Source organism: Bradyrhizobium sp. INPA03-11B (assembly GCF_040446015.1).
Taxonomy (GTDB): domain Bacteria; phylum Pseudomonadota; class Alphaproteobacteria; order Rhizobiales; family Xanthobacteraceae; genus Bradyrhizobium; species Bradyrhizobium macuxiense_A.
Window position 1 is genome coordinate 1 of record NZ_JASGSR010000056.1, and the last position, 14,919, is coordinate 14,919.

A 14,919-nucleotide genomic window follows, 5' to 3' on the forward strand; every position below is an offset into this window, starting at 1 on the left:
ACCTTGCCCTTGTAGAGATCGGGCGCCAGCGCATCGAACCCGGCCCGCGCGAAGCGATCGCACATGCCCTTGATCTGGTCCTGCAGGCCCCACCATTCCTGGATCACGACGACCCCGGGCGCGTTGCCGCGGGCGGCGTTGGCGAGATAGCCCGACGCTTCCTTGCCGTCCGGACGCTTGAAGCTGATGCTGGTACCCATGAGTTCCTCCGCAATGTTTGCCGGCTGATTGGCCGGCATCTTGTCCGTACTCGGTGGCGGACGCAAATCCATTCGCCGTCATTGCGAGCGCAGCGAAGCAATCCAGATCCCCGCAAGCGGATAGGTGGATTGCTTCGTGGAGCCTGTCATCGGGCGCGCGTTCGCGCGACCCGGTGGCTCGCAATGACGTGAGCCAAACAAAAAAGCCCCCGAAGGGGCTTTTTCAAATTCGCGATAGCCGAGGTCAGTGGGCGTCGGCCCAGACCTTGCGCTTGGTGAAGTACATCAGGATGGCGAAGATCACCAGGAAGAAGAACACCTGCATGCCGATCCGCTTGCGCTCTTCCATGTGCGGCTCGGCGGCCCACATCAGGAAGGTGGTGACGTCATGCGCGTACTGCTTGACCGTCGCCGGCGAGCCGTCGTCGAAGGTCACCTGACCGTCGGACAGCGGCTTCGGCATCTTGATGGCGTGGCCGGGGAAGTACTTGTTGTAGTACGAGCCTTCCGGGATCGTGACGCCGGCCGGAACCTTGTCCTCGAAGCCCTGCAGGATGGCGTCGACGTAGTCGGGGCCCTGCTCCTGGTACTGGCTGAAGAAGTCGATCACGAATTGCGGGAAGCCACGCTTGTAGGACCGCGCCTTGGTGATCAGCGAGAGGTCCGGCGGCGCCGCGCCGCCATTGGCCGCGCGCGCGGCCTGCTCGTTCGGGAACGGCGATGGGAAGTAATCCGCCGGGCGGCCCGGACGTTCGAACATCTCACCCTGGTCGTTGGGGCCGTCCTTGATCTTGTACTCTGACGCGAACGCGGCCGCCTGTGCCTCGGAATAGCCGGGGCCGCCGGCATCGGCGAGGTTGCGGAACGCGATGTAGGACAGGCCGTGACAGGCCGAGCAGACTTCCTTGTAGACCTTCAGACCACGCTGCAGCGAGCCGCGGTCATACTTGCCGAACGGACCGGAGAACGACCAGCTCTGGGCCGGCGGCATCGTGCCACCTTCCTCGGCCTTGGCGTTCTGGGTGCTGCCGGCGAACAGGCCGCCGGCCACCACCAGCGCGAGCACCATGGAAGCTACGGTTGCGGCCCTGCCCTTGCTCTTCGCCAGCACGTCGTCGGCGATCGAGTTCGGCACCTGGCGCGGCGTCTCGATGCGGGCGAGCAGCGGCAGCACGATCAGGAAGTAGGCGAAGTAGCAGACCGTCAGGATGCGGCCGGCGATCACATAGATGCCTTCCGGCGGCTGCGAGCCGAGGTAGCCGAGCCCGATGCAGACCACCACGAATATCCAGAAGAACTGCTTGGCCAGCGGACGATACTTCGACGAACGGGTCCGTGCGCTGTCGAGCCAAGGCAGGAAGCACAGGATGATGATCGCCGAGAACATCGCCACGACGCCGGCGAGCTTGTTCGGGATCGAACGCAGGATCGCGTAGAACGGCAGGTAATACCATTCAGGCACGATGTGCGCCGGGGTCACGCCGGGGTTAGCCGGGATGTAGTTGTCGGCGTCGCCGAGATAGTTCGGCATGTAGAAGATGAACCAGGCGAAGAAGATCAGGAAGCACGACACACCGAACGCGTCCTTGATGGTCGCATAGGGCGTGAACGGAACGGTGTCCTTCTCGGTCTTGGCTTCGACGCCGGCCGGGTTGTTCTGGCCCGCGACGTGCAGCGCCCAGATGTGCAGCACGACCACGCCGGCGATCACGAACGGCAGCAGGTAGTGCAGCGAGAAGAAGCGGTTCAGCGTCGGGTTGCCGACCGAATAGCCGCCCCACAGCAGGGTCACGATGCTCTCGCCGAAATACGGCACGGCCGAGAACAGATTGGTGATGACGGTGGCGCCCCAGAAGCTCATCTGGCCCCACGGCAGCACGTAGCCCATGAAGCCGGTCGCCATCATCAGCAGGTAGATGATGACGCCGAGGATCCACAGCACCTCGCGCGGCTCCTTGTACGACCCGTAATAGAGACCGCGGAACATGTGGATGTAGACCGCGAAGAAGAACATCGACGCGCCGGCGGCGTGCATATTGCGCAGCAGCCAGCCGTAGTTGACGTCGCGGACGATCAACTCGACCGACTTGAAGGCGAGGTCGGCGTGCGGCGTGTAGTGCATCGCCAGGATCACGCCGGTCAGGATCTGCAGCGCCAGCATCATCGAAAGGATGGCGCCGAAGGTCCACCAGTAGTTCAGGTTGCGCGGCGTCGGATAGGCCACGAAGGAGGAGTGGATCAGGCCGAAGATCGGAAGGCGCCGTTCGATCCACTTCAAGGCGGGGTTGCTCGGTTGGAAATCAGATGGTCCGCTCATTGATGCGATCCTGAAGAAGAAAAACGACGCGATGGGTCCAAGGGGAAGCCGAAGTCCCGGAGGGTCCGGGACTTAGCCGATCTGGATTTTGGTGTCGGAAAGGAAGGCGTAGGGCGGCACTGCCAGGTTGGCGGGCGCCGGCCCCTGGCGGATACGACCGGAGGAGTCGTACTGCGAGCCGTGGCAGGGGCAGAAGAAGCCGTCGTAATTGCCCTCATGGGCGATCGGGATACAACCGAGATGGGTACAGATGCCGATCACGACCAGCCACTGGTCATGGCCGGACTTGACGCGGGCCGAGTCGGGCTGCGGATCGGGCAGGCTCGAGAGCGGCACCTTCTGGGCCTCCTCGATCTGCTTCTTGGTGCGATGGCTGATGTAGATCGGCTTGCCGCGCCAGAAGACCTTGATGTCCTGGCCCTCGGCGATCGGCGTCAGATCGACCTGGATCGGCGCGCCGGCCGCGATCGTCGCGGCATCCGGGTTCATCTGGGCAACCAGCGGCCAGACGGTGGCGGCTGCGCCGACCGCGGCGGCAGCTCCGGTTGCAACAAAGAGAAAATCACGGCGTGTCGGATGGTCCGCCGAAGACGCTGTCGTCACGATTCCTAGCCCTTTCTTTTCTGCAGCCGGTGGAACCGCCCCAGAGGCGCTGGGATGCGCCCCAAGAAAGGCTGCCGGCGCCCGCGGCCCCCGCGGCGGCAGAAAACCGCTATTCCCCACCCCAAATGGCGGAACAGCAGTCCAGAATCGTTCTATTGGCACCCTTGCCGGACGAGCGCAAGCCCGCTATCGGCTCGCACACGTGCAATGCACGAAATCCGCGCCGAGCGATGTTTTATTGAGACAATTTCATCCGGATTTCACAGGTCACCAGCACCATGCAGATCGCGCTGTTCCAGCCCGACATTCCCCAGAATACAGGGACGATTCTGCGCCTCTGCGCCTGCCTGGACGTGGCAGCCCATATCATCGAACCGGCGGGATTCGACACCTCGGACCGGAATTTCCGCAGGGCGGGTATGGACTATCTCGACCATGTGCGGTTGAAGCGTCACGACTCATGGGCGAAATTCGAGGATTGGCGGGCCGAGGCCTCCTGCCGGCTGGTCCTGTTCACGACCAGGGCCGCGAAATCCTACCTTGATTTCGAGTATACCGCCTCCGATGTGCTGCTGTTCGGGCGCGAAACGGCAGGGGTGACCGACGCGGTGGTGGCCGCGTCCGATGCGCGGCTGGTGATTCCGATCAGGCCGACCATGCGCTCGCTCAATGTGGCTGTCACGGCGGCCATGGCGGTCGGTGAAGCGCTGCGGCAAACAGGTTCAGAACTTGCCGGCTCAGGAATTGCCGGTCCGGCAACTTAAGGGATTTTTGGTGAGCTACGCGGTCAAGGAGATCTTTCTTACCCTGCAGGGCGAAGGCGCCCATGCGGGCCGGGCCTCCGTGTTCTGCCGCTTCGCCGGCTGCAACCTCTGGAGCGGCCGCGAGCAGGACCGTGCTGGCGCCGTCTGCCGGTTCTGCGACACCGATTTCGTCGGCACCGACGGCACGCTCGGTGGCCGCTATGCCGACGCAACCGAGCTCGCCGGCACCATTGCCGCACAATGGACCGGGGGCGAGGCCGACCGCTATGTGGTGCTGACCGGCGGCGAGCCGCTGCTGCAGGTTGATACCGCCCTGATAGAGGCCCTGCACGACCACGGCTTTGCGATCGCGATCGAGACCAACGGCACCATTGCCCCGCCCGACGGCCTCGACTGGATCTGCGTCAGCCCCAAGGCCGCCTCCGAGCTCGTGGTGCGCAGGGGGCACGAGCTCAAGCTGGTCTATCCGCAGCCGGAGAATGCACCGGAGGACTTTGCCGGACTCGCCTTCGAGCGCTTCTCGCTGCAACCGATGGACGGCCCCGACGTGATCGAGAATACCGAGCGGGCGATCGCCTATTGCCTGAAGCACCCGCAATGGCGCCTCAGCGTGCAGACGCACAAGACGCTCGGGATCAGATGAACCGGAGCGTTTTCGAGCGAAGTGGGTACCGGTTCGCGTCAAGAAAACGCGACCAAACTAGAGACAAGACAGAACTGGATTGTTGAACGAGATGTGGGAATTGACGAAAGCGTTTCGGTTCGAGGCTGCGCATGCGCTGTCCGGAACGACCTTTGGCGCCGCCAGCGAGGAGATTCACGGTCACTCCTTTCGCGCCGAGGTGACCGTCCGCGGCACGCCCGACCCGAAGACCGGGATGGTGGTCGATCTCGGCCTGCTCGAGCGCGCCATGGCCGAGGTGCAGAAGACGCTCGACCACAAGTTCCTCAACAAGATCGAGGCGATCGGGGTGCCGACGCTGGAGAATCTCTCGCGCTTCATCTGGGAGCGGTTGCAGCACGCCGGCAAGCTGACCCGCGTCAGCGTCCATCGCGACAGCTGCAACGAGAGCTGCACCTATTTCGGCCCGCAAGGTTAGTCATGCTGCCAACAGACCCCGCCATCATCGAGGACCGCAAGGCGCGTGCGCGCGGCTGGTTCGAGGCACTGCGCAACGACATCTGCGCGGCGTTCGAGCGGCTCGAGGACGACGCCTCGCCCGCGCTCTATCCCGGCAATGCCGGCCGGTTCGTGCGCACCCCCTGGGACCGCACCGACCATACCGGCAAACCCGGCGGCGGCGGCGTGATGTCGATCATGAAGGGCCGGCTGTTCGAGAAGGTCGGCGTGCACTGCTCGACCGTGCATGGCGAGTTCGCTCCGGAATTCCGCGCGCAGATTCCCGGCGCCGCCGACGATCCACGATTTTGGGCCTCGGGCATTTCGCTGATCGCGCATTTGCGCAATCCGAACGTGCCCGCCGTGCACATGAACACCCGCTTCGTCGTCACGACCAAGGCGTGGTTCGGCGGCGGCGCGGATCTGACGCCGGTGCTGAACCGGAGGCGTACCCAGGAAGACCCCGATACGGTCGCCTTCCATGCCGCAATGAAAGCGGCCTGCACCGGACCGAACGGCGTCGCCGACTACGACAAGTACAAGAAATGGTGCGACGACTATTTCTATCTGCCACACCGCAAGGAAGCCCGCGGCGTCGGCGGCATCTTCTATGACTGGCATGACAGCGGCGACTGGGAGGCCGATCTCGCCTTCACCCAGGACGTCGGGCGCAGCTTCCTCAAGATCTATCCCGAGCTGGTGCGGCGCAATTTCGCGGCCGACTGGAGCGCGGAGGATCGTGACGAGCAGCTGGTCCGTCGCGGACGCTATGTCGAATTCAACCTGCTCTATGATCGCGGCACCATCTTCGGCCTGAAGACCGGCGGCAATGTCGATTCGATCCTGTCGTCGCTGCCGCCGGAGGTGAAATGGCCGTAATGAACCTGCCGCGCGCGATGCTGATCGATATGGATGACACCATCCTGTCGGCCTATGGACGCCCCGAGATCGCCTGGAACACGATCACCGCCGAATTCGCCGCGGAGCTGGCGCCCCTGCCCCCCGACGAGGTCGCGACCGCGCTATTGGCCTATGCGCGGCAATTCTGGTCGACGGCTGAGCCGATCTGGCGGATCAAGCTCGGCGAGGCGCGCCGGCTCACCGTGAAGGGCGGCTTCGCTCAGCTTGCGGCGGCCGGTCACCGCGCGCTCCCCGACGATCTCGCGGACCGCATCGCCGATCGCTTCACCGCCTATCGCGAGGAGGAGATGTTCGTCTTCCCCGGCGCGCATGAAGCGATCGATGCGTTCAAGGCGCTCGGCATCAAGCTTGCGCTGGTCACCAACGGCGCCGCCGACATGCAGCGCGCCAAGGTTGAACGCTTCGCGCTCGGCCATCGCTTCGATCACATCCAGATCGAGGGCGAGCATGGTTTCGGCAAGCCCGAGGAGCGCGCCTATCTGCACGCAATGGAAGCGCTCGGCGTCACTGCATCCGACACCTGGATGATCGGCGACAATCTGGAGTGGGAGGTCGTGGCGCCGCAGCGGCTCGGCATCTACGCGATCTGGATGGATGTGCACGGTGCCGGGCTGCCGGTGGGATCGACGATCAAGCCCGACCGCATCATCCGCTCGCTGACCGAGCTGGTTCCTGCCAGACACGAATAGCCGTTTTCCACGTCAATTCCATCGAAGCTGACGCCGGCCGTGATTTGACTGTCATCACCGGTCGCTAGCTTGCCGTCCGCGTCATCCAGCGCGGAGGGAATATCATGGAACTGAAACCAGGCGATGTCGTCATGCTGAAATCCGGCGGCCATCCGATCACGGTGGTGGAAGTCGACGAGGACAAGGTCGAGTGTCTGTGGATGGGCACGGACGGCGATCTGTTTCGCGAAACCCTGCCGCTCGTCGCACTCGAATCGACCGAGCTCGATCCCGAGGACGACGAAGAGGAAGACGACGAAGACGAAGATGACGACGAGGAAGAAGAGGACGACGAAGACGAGGACGACGACGGCGACCGCAAGAAGAAGCGCAAGGCTGCGTAAGATCCGTTGATCCGATGCCGCCCCGCGCGTGCGGCATCGTCTCCGTACGACGTTCGTCACCGTGCCGCCGATGAACTCGGCGGTACGAGAATCAGAGCCGGTGATCGCGGGTGAAACGGGAAACGGTCTGGTCGGCGATGCCGGACAGCACCTGCGGATCGAGCGGAAAATCCGCGGCAAGCCAGGCATCCTCGGCAAGCGTCAGGACATGCCCCAGCGCCGGCCCCTCGGCGATCCCGCGCGCGATGAAATCCGACGCCCGCAACGGGAAATGCGGCGCGCGCCAGCGTTGCGGCAGCGTGGCGAGTGCGCGCCATTGATCGACGTCGCGGTCTGCGCCGGTTCGCGCCCAGGCCAGCAGCAGCCGGTCGCGATACGGCTCCTCGTCGAGCCGGTAGAGCCGGCGCTTGGCATGCGCCTCGTCCATGCCGGGCAAACGCCACCAGCGATGGCCCATCGAGTCCAGCGACTTGGCCTCGGCGTTGGAGAGCCGCAGCCGGCTTGCGATGCGCCGCGCGTCCTCGGTCACGGCAACCGTGAGCGCGGCGAGCCTGCGCATCGCACTCGGTGCGAGCCCCATCAGCCTCTCGATCTCGATCATCGCCGCGAACGGCCCGGTATAGGCGACGCCGCCGAACAGCGGCTGCAGCAACCCGCCATCGCCCATCGCGACCATCGCGCCGGCGGCGCCGTTCGCCACCACGAGCTTGAGCATCTCCATGCGGATGCGCTCGGCAGAGAGGCCGGCAAGTCCGCCGCGCCCGCTGACGCAGGCGAGATAGCCGGCGCGATCTACCTCGCCGGCGCCATAGGCGGCGTGGAAGCGGAAGAAGCGCAGGATGCGCAAATAATCCTCGGCGATCCGCTGCGCGGGATCGCCGATGAAGCGCACGCGCCGCGCCTCGATATCGGCAAGACCGCCGACGTGATCATGCACGACGCCCGAGGCATCGACCGAGAGGCCGTTGATGGTGAAGTCGCGCCGCTCGGCGTCGCGCACCCAGTCGCGCCCGAACGCCACCTTGGCCTTGCGGCCATAGGTCTCGGTGTCTTCGCGCAGCGTCGTCACCTCGAAGGGCTGGCCGTCGACGACCAGGGTCACTGTGCCGTGCTCGATGCCGGTCGGCACGCTCTTGATGGCAGCCCGCTTGGCGCGGCGGATCACCTCCTCCGGCAGCGCCGTGGTGGCGATATCGATGTCGGCGAGCGGAATCCGCATCAGCGCGTTGCGCACGGCGCCTCCGATCACCCGCGCTTCCTCGCCGTCGGCATTGAGCAGGCCGAGCACGCGCGCCGCGGGCCCGGAAGCGAGCCATGGCGCGTCGGACAGCAGGCGCACCTCGCTCATTTCTCAGCCCCCGGCACCAGCCTGCCATTCTCGATGTGAGCGGGAACGTAGGTCGAGTTCGGCGGCGCGCCGGTCAGTTCGGCGAGCAGTACGAAGCTCACGATGACCATCACCAGCGCCGCCAGCGTCAGCTTCATGATCATGTCGAGCGGCCAGGACGCCGGCAGCGTCACGCCGGACCGCGTCGCGATGAGGAAGATGGCATAGACCGCGAAAGGGATCAGGAAGATTCCGATCTCGGTCAACACCGTGCGGATCATGACAGATAGATCCGCTCAAACAGCACGCGCAGGATGCCCGCGGTCGCGCCCCAGATGTAACGCTCGGCGAACGGCATCGCATAGTAGGAGCGGTCCATGCCGCGGAATTCCTTGGTGTGGATCTGATGATTCTCGGGGTTCATCAGGAACGCGAGCGGCACTTCGAACGCATCGACGACTTCGGCCTCGTTGATCTCAAGGGTAAATCCCGGCTTCACCTTGGCGACCGTCGGCAGGATGCGGAAGCCGAACGCGGTGCCATAGAGGTCGAGATAGCCGACAGGGTCGATGAATTCCCGCCTCAAGCCGACTTCTTCACAGGCTTCGCGCAGCGCGGCATCGAGCGGCGAGGCATCGGTGGCGTCGATCTTGCCGCCGGGAAACGAAATCTGGCCGGCGTGGCTCGACAGATTGGGCGAACGCTGCGTCAGCAGCACGGTCGGCTCGGGATGATCGACCACCGGGATCAGCACCGCGGCCGGCCGCACCGGCTGCTCCTGGGCAACGATCTCGAGCATGCGGTCGTTGCCGGAATCTCCGGTGCGCGGAATGATATGCGGATCGACCAGGCCCGGCGGCACTTCGAAAGTGAGCCGCGTGCGGGCCCGCGCGAAGAATTCCGTCGAGCTGATCGTCGCCGGCTTCACCTTCAGCAACGGCTCGTTCAAAGTGCGCCCCTCACCTGACTGGCATCGGCCATCGCGAAAAACTCGCCGCCGGACTCGATGCCGAACATCTCCTGACCATCGACCATCCGCTCCTCGCCCATGTCAACCAGATCGTAGTAGAGCGCGCGGGTGACCTTCGCCCACAGGTCGGCGCGAACATGCAGATAGGGCGTCAATCCGCCATCCTCGGCGGCTTCGAATCTGAGGCCGTGGCCCTTCTCGCAATCGACCCAGTCATCGACGTTGGTGCGGAACCTGAGCAACCGGCCGCGCGCGTCTTCCTCGGTCTGCATTTCCACGGCGAGGAACGGTGCGTCGTCGACGCGGATGCCGACCTTCTCGACCGGTGTCACGAGAAAGTGCTTGCCGTCCTCGCGTTTCAGGATCGTGGAGAACAGCCGCACCAGCGCCGGGCGTCCGATCGGCGTTCCCATGTAGAACCAGGTGCCGTCTGGCGCGATTCGCATGTCGAGATCGCCGCAGAACGGCGGATTCCACAGGTGAACCGGCGGCAGGCCCTTGCGTTTGGCCGAACCCGATGTCGCAGCCTGATTGGCGGCAGCGGTGAGGCCCTCGAGGCCCTTGCCTCCGAGACCCCTAGTTTCCCTGCCGGAATCGCTCTGCCCTTGCTTCGCCATTGTTTGCCCTGAAGTTTCCGACCTTCAATCTGGCACGTTTGGTGCACATATCGTGAGATGTGGTCGGGATGTCATTCTCGCCACATCGTGATGCCGTTCATACCCTGAAATACCGATAAGGTGGGGATAGTTTAATTCAACGAATACATGGCCTTCGCATAGGTTTAGCATGCGGGCCATGCGATGACGACCTAGAGATGACGACAGATGCCGGCGCGGAAATGCGCGCATCGCCGAGAAGGAGCGGATCGAATGGCTGGTGCAGACAGCGTCGAGAAACTGGAGGATGTGATCGTCCGTTCGGCCGAGCAGGTCGCGGGCCAGATCAAGGCCGCCAAGGAAGCGGTGTCCACGGTCATCTTCGGCCAGGACCAGGTGATCGAAAACACGCTGGTGACGATCCTGTCCGGCGGCCACGCGCTCCTGATCGGCGTCCCCGGCCTCGCCAAGACCAAGCTGGTCGAGACGCTTGGCGTCACGCTCGGGCTCGACGCCAAGCGCATCCAGTTCACGCCTGACCTGATGCCGTCCGACATCCTCGGCGCCGAAGTGCTCGACGAGAGTTCGGCCGGCAAGCGTTCGTTCCGCTTCATCTCCGGTCCGGTGTTCGCGCAGCTCTTGATGGCCGACGAGATCAACCGCGCCAGCCCGCGCACCCAGTCGGCGCTGCTGCAAGCCATGCAGGAGCAGCACATCACCATTGCCGGCGCGCGGCACGATCTGCCGAAGCCGTTCCACGTGCTCGCGACGCAGAACCCGCTTGAGCAGGAAGGTACCTATCCGCTGCCCGAGGCCCAGCTCGACCGCTTCCTGATGGAAATCGACGTCGACTATCCCGATCGCGACGCCGAGCGCCGCATCCTGTTCGAAACCACCGGCGCCGAAGAGGCGCATGCCAAGCCATCGATGGACGCGGAGACCCTGCTCACGGCACAACGCCTGGTGCGGCGCCTGCCGGTCGGCGATTCCGTGGTCGAGGCGATCCTGACGCTGGTGCGCGCCGCGCGCCCCGGCACCGAGGGCGGCGAGGCCGGCAAGCTGATCGCGTGGGGACCCGGTCCCCGCGCCAGCCAGGCCTTGATGCTCGCGGTGCGCGCCCGCGCGCTGCTTGACGGCAGGCTCGCGCCGTCGATCGACGACGTGCTCGATCTCGCCGAGCCCGTGCTCAAGCACCGCATGGCGCTGACCTTCTCGGCGCGCGCCGAGGGCCGCACCATTCCCGACGTGATCAAGCAGTTGAAGACGCGGATCGGTTGATGGCAGCAGACAACAGGCACCAGAACGAGGAGATCCTGGCGGTCCGACGTGCAGATGGCGAAAGCCGAACGCTCGCCGCGTCGCTGCCGCGCCTGGTGCTTGAGGCTCGCCGTGTTGCCGCCAACGTCATCCATGGCCTGCACGGCCGCCGCCGCGCCGGCTCGGGCGAGAATTTCTGGCAGTACCGCCGCTTCGTCTCCGGCGAGCCGTCGCAGCGCGTCGACTGGCGCCGCTCGGCACGCGACGACCATCTCTATGTGCGCGAGCAGGAGTGGGAGGCCGCGCACACCGTGTGGATCTGGCCCGACCGGTCGCCGTCGATGGCTTTCGCATCGCGCGATGTGCGCGACAGCAAGCTGGAGCGGGGACTGATCGTCGCCTTCGCGCTCGCCGAGTTGCTCGTTGCGGGCGGCGAACGCGTCGGCATTCCCGGCCTGATGAACCCGACCGCCAGCCTCAACGTGATCGACAAGATGGCCGAAGCGATCTTGCACGACGAGACGACGCGCGCGAGCCTGCCGCCGTCCTTCGTGCCGTCGTCGCTGGCCGAAGTCGTCGTGCTGTCGGATTTCTGGTCGTCATTGGCCGAGATCACGGCGATGCTGGGCGGGCTTTCCTCCTCGGGCGCGCACGGCACCATGATCCAGGTGGTCGATCCCGCTGAAGAGACCTTCCCCTATTCCGGCCGCGTCGAATTCGTCGAGCCCGAGGCCGGCAGCGTCATCACCGCGGGCCGCGCCGAGAGCTGGGCGAGCGACTATGTCGCGCGCGTCGCGCTGCATCGCGAGCAGATCCGGGCCGAGACCAACCGGCTCGACTGGCTGTTCTCGACCCACACCACCAGCCGCTCCGCGGCCGAGCTGCTGTTGTTCCTGCACGCCGGCATGATGGTGAGCAAGGGCGGCGGCCGCTCAACCGTCAAGGTGGGACGCAGCGCATGATCGCAGGCCTCCCCCTCTCCTTCGCCGAACCGCTGCTGCTGCTGGGGCTGGTCAGCCTGCCGGTGCTGTGGTGGTTGCTGCGCGTGATGCCGCCGCGGCCGCGCCGGATCGAATTCCCGCCGACGCGGCTATTGTTCGACATCGCGCCCAAGGAGGAGACGCCGTCGCGCACGCCGTGGTGGCTGACGCTGCTGCGGCTCGCCGCCGCCGCGCTGGTCATCCTCGCCGCCGCCGGCCCGATCTGGAATCCGCAGACCGGCGTTGCCGCGGGCAAGCAGCCGCTGGTGATTCTGCTCGACGACGGCTGGAGTTCGGCATCGAGCTGGGATGCGCGGATCAAGGCCGCCGACGAATTGGTCACCAATGCCGACAGCGACCGCCGCGGCGTCGCGCTGGTGCCGCTGTCCGACCCGACGCGCGACATCACGCTGATGCCGGCCGGCGCCGCGCGCGTCGCGTTGCGCCAGCTTGCGCCAAAGCCCTACTCGATCGATCGCGTTGAAACCCTCGCGACGCTTGAGCGTTTCCTCAAGTCGACCGGCGACTGCGAAATCGCCTGGCTGTCCGACGGCGTCGACACCGGCCGCGGCAGCGAGTTCACCGAAGGTCTCGGCAAGGTGATCGAGAGCCGCAATCTGACGATCTATGCCGGCGGCGCGCAATCTGCGCAGGCGCTGGTCGCGGCCGAGAACGCCGCCGCCAAGATGACGGTGAAGGTGCTCCGCACCGAGAGCGGCATTGCGGCTGGGACCGTGCGCGCGGTCGACGCCAAGGGCTCGCCGATCGGCGAGGCCCGCTTCACATTCGGCCCGCAGGACCGTGAGACCGAAGCCGCCTTCGATCTTCCGGTCGAACTGCGCAACGACATCGCCCGGCTCGAAATCGCCGGCGAGCATTCCGCCGGCGCCGTGCAGCTGCTCGACCGGCGCTGGCGCCGCCGCGCCATCGGCGTGGTCTCCGGTGCGAGCAACGACACCGCACAGCCGCTGCTGGCCTCGACCTTCTATCTCTCCCGCGCGCTGTCGCCATTCGCCGATGTCAGGCTCGGCGATCGCGGCGCGCCGCAGCAGGTGATCGGGCAATTCCTCGATCAGCGGCTGCCGATGATCGTGATGGCTGATGTCGGCACGCTGTCGCCGGAGATCCGCGACCGGCTCAACGCCTGGATCGAGCAAGGCGGCGTGCTGGTGCGCTTCGCCGGTCCTCGCCTCGCGCAGGCCGATGACGACCTCGTTCCCGTCAAGCTGCGCCGCGGCGGACGCACGCTCGGCGGCAGCCTGACCTGGGAGAAGCCGCAACACATGGCCTCGTTCGCTGCCGATGGTCCGTTCGCCGGCCTTACCGTGCCGAAGGATATCACCGTGAGCCGCCAGGTGCTGGCCGAGCCCGATGCCGTGCTCGCGACCAAGAGCTGGGCCTCGCTGGAGGACGGCACGCCGCTCGTCACCGGCGAGCATCGCGGCAAGGGCGTGGTCAGCCTGTTCCATGTCGGTGCCGACATGCGCTGGTCGGACCTGCCGATGTCCGGCACCTTCGTCGAGATGCTGCGCCGGCTGATCGACATGTCGGGCTACACCTCGAAGCCCGGCCCGGGCGTCGCCAGCGATCCCAATGCAGAGACGGTGGCGCCGCTGCGCACGCTCGATGGCTTCGGCGCCTTCGGTCCGCCGCCCTCGACCGCCAAGCCGATGTCGGCGGACTATCGCGACCGCGGCACCGCAGACCATCCGCCCGGCTTCTACGGCACCGCCGAGAGCCCGATCGCAGTCAACACGCTGGCCTCCGCCGACCGGATCGCGCCGCTCGATACCTCCGGCCTGCGCGCCAAGCGTGCGACCTACACCAACGCCGAGCCGCGGGACCTGCGCGGCATCATGCTGTCGACGGCGCTGGCGCTGTTCCTGCTCGACGCCATCGTGGTGGCGATGCTCGGCGGCGGCCTCGCCGCGCTGATCCGGCGGCGCGCCGCACCCGCGGTGCTTGTGTTGGCTTTCATCCTTGCGACGACGATGGTGCCCTCGCCGACGCGCGCCCAGAACGCCAGCAGCGACGACTTCGCCATCAAGTCGGTGTCGCAGACGCGGCTCGCCTATGTCGTGACCGGCAATGCCGACGTCGATTCCATCGTCAAGGCCGGGATGTCCGGACTGACGCTGTTCCTCGGCCAGCGCACCGCGCTGGAGGCCGGCGATCCCGTCGGCATCGATCCCGCGCGCGACGAGCTGGCGTTCTTCCCGCTGATCTACTGGCCGATCGTGCCGGGCGCGCCGAAGCCGCCGCAGGACGCCATCAACAAGATCGACGCCTACATGAAGCAGGGCGGCACCGTGCTGTTCGACACCCGCGACGCCGTCGAGGCGCCGCCGGGCGACAACGGCGCGTCGCAGACGCCAGGCATGCAGACGCTGCGCGAATTGCTGTCGACCCTCGACGTGCCCGAGCTCGAGCCGGTGCCGCGCGAGCACGTGCTGACCAAGACGTTCTATCTGCTGCGCGACTTCCCCGGCCGCTTCAGCTCCGGCCAGACCTGGGTCGAGGCGCTGCCGCGCGAAGACGACGAGGAGGCTGCGCAGCGCCCGGCGCGCGGCGGTGACGGCGTCTCGCCGATCATCATCACGTCCAACGATCTTGCCGGCGCCTGGGCGATCCGTCCCGACGGGCAGCCGATGCTGCCGCTGACGCCGGGCGAGCCGCGCCAGCGCGAATTCGCCTTCCGCGCCGGCGTCAACATCGTGATGTACACGCTGACCGGCAACTACAAGGCCGACCAGGTGCACGCGCCTGCGTTGATCGAGCGGCTGGGACAATAA

At 66.0% G+C, this 14,919-nt stretch carries 16 protein-coding genes; 9 read left to right on the top strand and 7 right to left on the bottom strand.

Features of this window, described 5'->3' with window-relative positions:
* The 3 genes from QMZ05_RS22795 to petA form a co-directional block, all read right to left on the bottom strand.
* The coding region (locus QMZ05_RS22795; protein WP_353702778.1) for a dienelactone hydrolase family protein at window positions 1–200 on the bottom strand (200 nt) is incomplete at its 3' end.
* A 244-nt stretch (window positions 201–444) separates the two neighbouring features.
* Window positions 445–2,517 (bottom strand): cytochrome c1, encoded by a 2,073-nt coding sequence (locus QMZ05_RS22800; RefSeq protein WP_353702779.1) that lies wholly within the window; start codon window positions 2,515–2,517, stop codon window positions 445–447.
* A 72-nt stretch (window positions 2,518–2,589) separates the two neighbouring features.
* Window positions 2,590–3,120, bottom strand: a complete 531-nt coding sequence (gene petA, locus QMZ05_RS22805; RefSeq protein WP_050421975.1) for a ubiquinol-cytochrome c reductase iron-sulfur subunit — start codon at window positions 3,118–3,120, stop codon at window positions 2,590–2,592.
* A gap of 278 nt (window positions 3,121–3,398) precedes the next feature.
* On the opposite strand from petA, the gene QMZ05_RS22810 reads away from it, so the two are divergent.
* The 6 genes from QMZ05_RS22810 to QMZ05_RS22835 all read left to right on the top strand — a co-directional run bounded on the left by QMZ05_RS22810 (window position 3,399) and on the right by QMZ05_RS22835 (window position 6,997).
* Window positions 3,399–3,884, top strand: a complete 486-nt coding sequence (locus QMZ05_RS22810; RefSeq protein WP_353702780.1) for a tRNA (cytidine(34)-2'-O)-methyltransferase — start codon at window positions 3,399–3,401, stop codon at window positions 3,882–3,884.
* Window positions 3,885–3,894: 10 nt separating this feature from the next.
* Complete coding sequence (queE, locus tag QMZ05_RS22815; RefSeq protein WP_353702781.1) at window positions 3,895–4,527, top strand: 7-carboxy-7-deazaguanine synthase; 633 nt, start codon at window positions 3,895–3,897, stop codon at window positions 4,525–4,527.
* Window positions 4,528–4,618: 91 nt separating this feature from the next.
* Window positions 4,619–4,984, top strand: a complete 366-nt coding sequence (locus QMZ05_RS22820) for a 6-carboxytetrahydropterin synthase (RefSeq protein ID WP_050627210.1) — start codon at window positions 4,619–4,621, stop codon at window positions 4,982–4,984.
* A 2-nt stretch (window positions 4,985–4,986) separates the two neighbouring features.
* On the top strand, window positions 4,987–5,883 hold the full coding sequence (hemF, locus tag QMZ05_RS22825) for an oxygen-dependent coproporphyrinogen oxidase (RefSeq protein ID WP_353702782.1): 897 nt from the start codon (window positions 4,987–4,989) through the stop codon (window positions 5,881–5,883).
* Complete coding sequence (locus QMZ05_RS22830; RefSeq protein WP_353702783.1) at window positions 5,874–6,614, top strand: HAD family hydrolase; 741 nt, start codon at window positions 5,874–5,876, stop codon at window positions 6,612–6,614. The genes hemF and QMZ05_RS22830 overlap by 10 nt, the downstream gene beginning before the upstream one ends.
* A 104-nt stretch (window positions 6,615–6,718) precedes the next feature.
* On the top strand, window positions 6,719–6,997 hold the full coding sequence (locus QMZ05_RS22835; protein ID WP_353702784.1) for a DUF2158 domain-containing protein: 279 nt from the start codon (window positions 6,719–6,721) through the stop codon (window positions 6,995–6,997).
* A gap of 91 nt (window positions 6,998–7,088) precedes the next feature.
* On the opposite strand, the gene QMZ05_RS22840 is transcribed toward QMZ05_RS22835, so the two are convergent.
* From QMZ05_RS22840 to QMZ05_RS22855, 4 genes are read right to left on the bottom strand one after another with little or no spacing between them, the layout of a single operon-like run.
* On the bottom strand, window positions 7,089–8,345 hold the full coding sequence (locus QMZ05_RS22840; protein ID WP_353702785.1) for a CCA tRNA nucleotidyltransferase: 1,257 nt from the start codon (window positions 8,343–8,345) through the stop codon (window positions 7,089–7,091).
* A complete protein-coding gene (locus QMZ05_RS22845) occupies window positions 8,342–8,605 on the bottom strand; it encodes a DUF6111 family protein (protein WP_353702786.1) in 264 nt (87 codons plus the stop codon). The genes QMZ05_RS22840 and QMZ05_RS22845 overlap by 4 nt, the downstream gene beginning before the upstream one ends.
* Window positions 8,602–9,273 (bottom strand): CoA pyrophosphatase, encoded by a 672-nt coding sequence (locus QMZ05_RS22850; protein ID WP_074131613.1) that lies wholly within the window; start codon window positions 9,271–9,273, stop codon window positions 8,602–8,604. The genes QMZ05_RS22845 and QMZ05_RS22850 overlap by 4 nt, the downstream gene beginning before the upstream one ends.
* Entirely contained in the window at window positions 9,270–9,911 is a 642-nt protein-coding gene (locus QMZ05_RS22855) for a DUF1285 domain-containing protein (protein ID WP_353702787.1), read from the bottom strand. Before QMZ05_RS22855 ends, QMZ05_RS22850 begins: the two co-directional genes overlap by 4 nt.
* Window positions 9,912–10,163: 252 nt before the next feature.
* Here QMZ05_RS22855 and QMZ05_RS22860 point away from each other — a divergent pair, with 252 nt between their 5' ends.
* From QMZ05_RS22860 to QMZ05_RS22870, 3 genes are read left to right on the top strand one after another with little or no spacing between them, the layout of a single operon-like run.
* On the top strand, window positions 10,164–11,168 hold the full coding sequence (locus QMZ05_RS22860) for a MoxR family ATPase (protein WP_050421964.1): 1,005 nt from the start codon (window positions 10,164–10,166) through the stop codon (window positions 11,166–11,168).
* Entirely contained in the window at window positions 11,168–12,109 is a 942-nt protein-coding gene (locus QMZ05_RS22865; RefSeq protein WP_353702788.1) for a DUF58 domain-containing protein, read from the top strand. The genes QMZ05_RS22860 and QMZ05_RS22865 overlap by 1 nt, the downstream gene beginning before the upstream one ends.
* The gene (locus QMZ05_RS22870; protein ID WP_353702817.1) at window positions 12,109–14,919 is read left to right on the top strand and encodes a DUF4159 domain-containing protein; all 2,811 of its coding nucleotides are present in this window, start codon (window positions 12,109–12,111) and stop codon (window positions 14,917–14,919) included. The genes QMZ05_RS22865 and QMZ05_RS22870 overlap by 1 nt, the downstream gene beginning before the upstream one ends.

Excerpts from the sequence above, each read along its gene's own strand:
- QMZ05_RS22800 (WP_353702779.1), bottom strand. The coding sequence starts at position 2,517 with ATGAGCGGACCATCTGATTTCCAACCGAGCAACCCCGCCTTGAAGTGG.
- QMZ05_RS22810 (WP_353702780.1), top strand. The coding sequence starts at position 3,399 with ATGCAGATCGCGCTGTTCCAGCCCGACATTCCCCAGAATACAGGGACG.
- QMZ05_RS22820 (WP_050627210.1), top strand. The coding sequence starts at position 4,619 with ATGTGGGAATTGACGAAAGCGTTTCGGTTCGAGGCTGCGCATGCGCTG.
- hemF (WP_353702782.1), top strand. The coding sequence starts at position 4,987 with ATGCTGCCAACAGACCCCGCCATCATCGAGGACCGCAAGGCGCGTGCG.
- QMZ05_RS22830 (WP_353702783.1), top strand. The coding sequence starts at position 5,874 with ATGGCCGTAATGAACCTGCCGCGCGCGATGCTGATCGATATGGATGAC.
- QMZ05_RS22835 (WP_353702784.1), top strand. The coding sequence starts at position 6,719 with ATGGAACTGAAACCAGGCGATGTCGTCATGCTGAAATCCGGCGGCCAT.
- QMZ05_RS22840 (WP_353702785.1), bottom strand. The coding sequence starts at position 8,345 with ATGAGCGAGGTGCGCCTGCTGTCCGACGCGCCATGGCTCGCTTCCGGG.
- QMZ05_RS22845 (WP_353702786.1), bottom strand. The coding sequence starts at position 8,605 with ATGATCCGCACGGTGTTGACCGAGATCGGAATCTTCCTGATCCCTTTC.
- QMZ05_RS22855 (WP_353702787.1), bottom strand. The coding sequence starts at position 9,911 with ATGGCGAAGCAAGGGCAGAGCGATTCCGGCAGGGAAACTAGGGGTCTC.
- QMZ05_RS22860 (WP_050421964.1), top strand. The coding sequence starts at position 10,164 with ATGGCTGGTGCAGACAGCGTCGAGAAACTGGAGGATGTGATCGTCCGT.
- QMZ05_RS22865 (WP_353702788.1), top strand. The coding sequence starts at position 11,168 with ATGGCAGCAGACAACAGGCACCAGAACGAGGAGATCCTGGCGGTCCGA.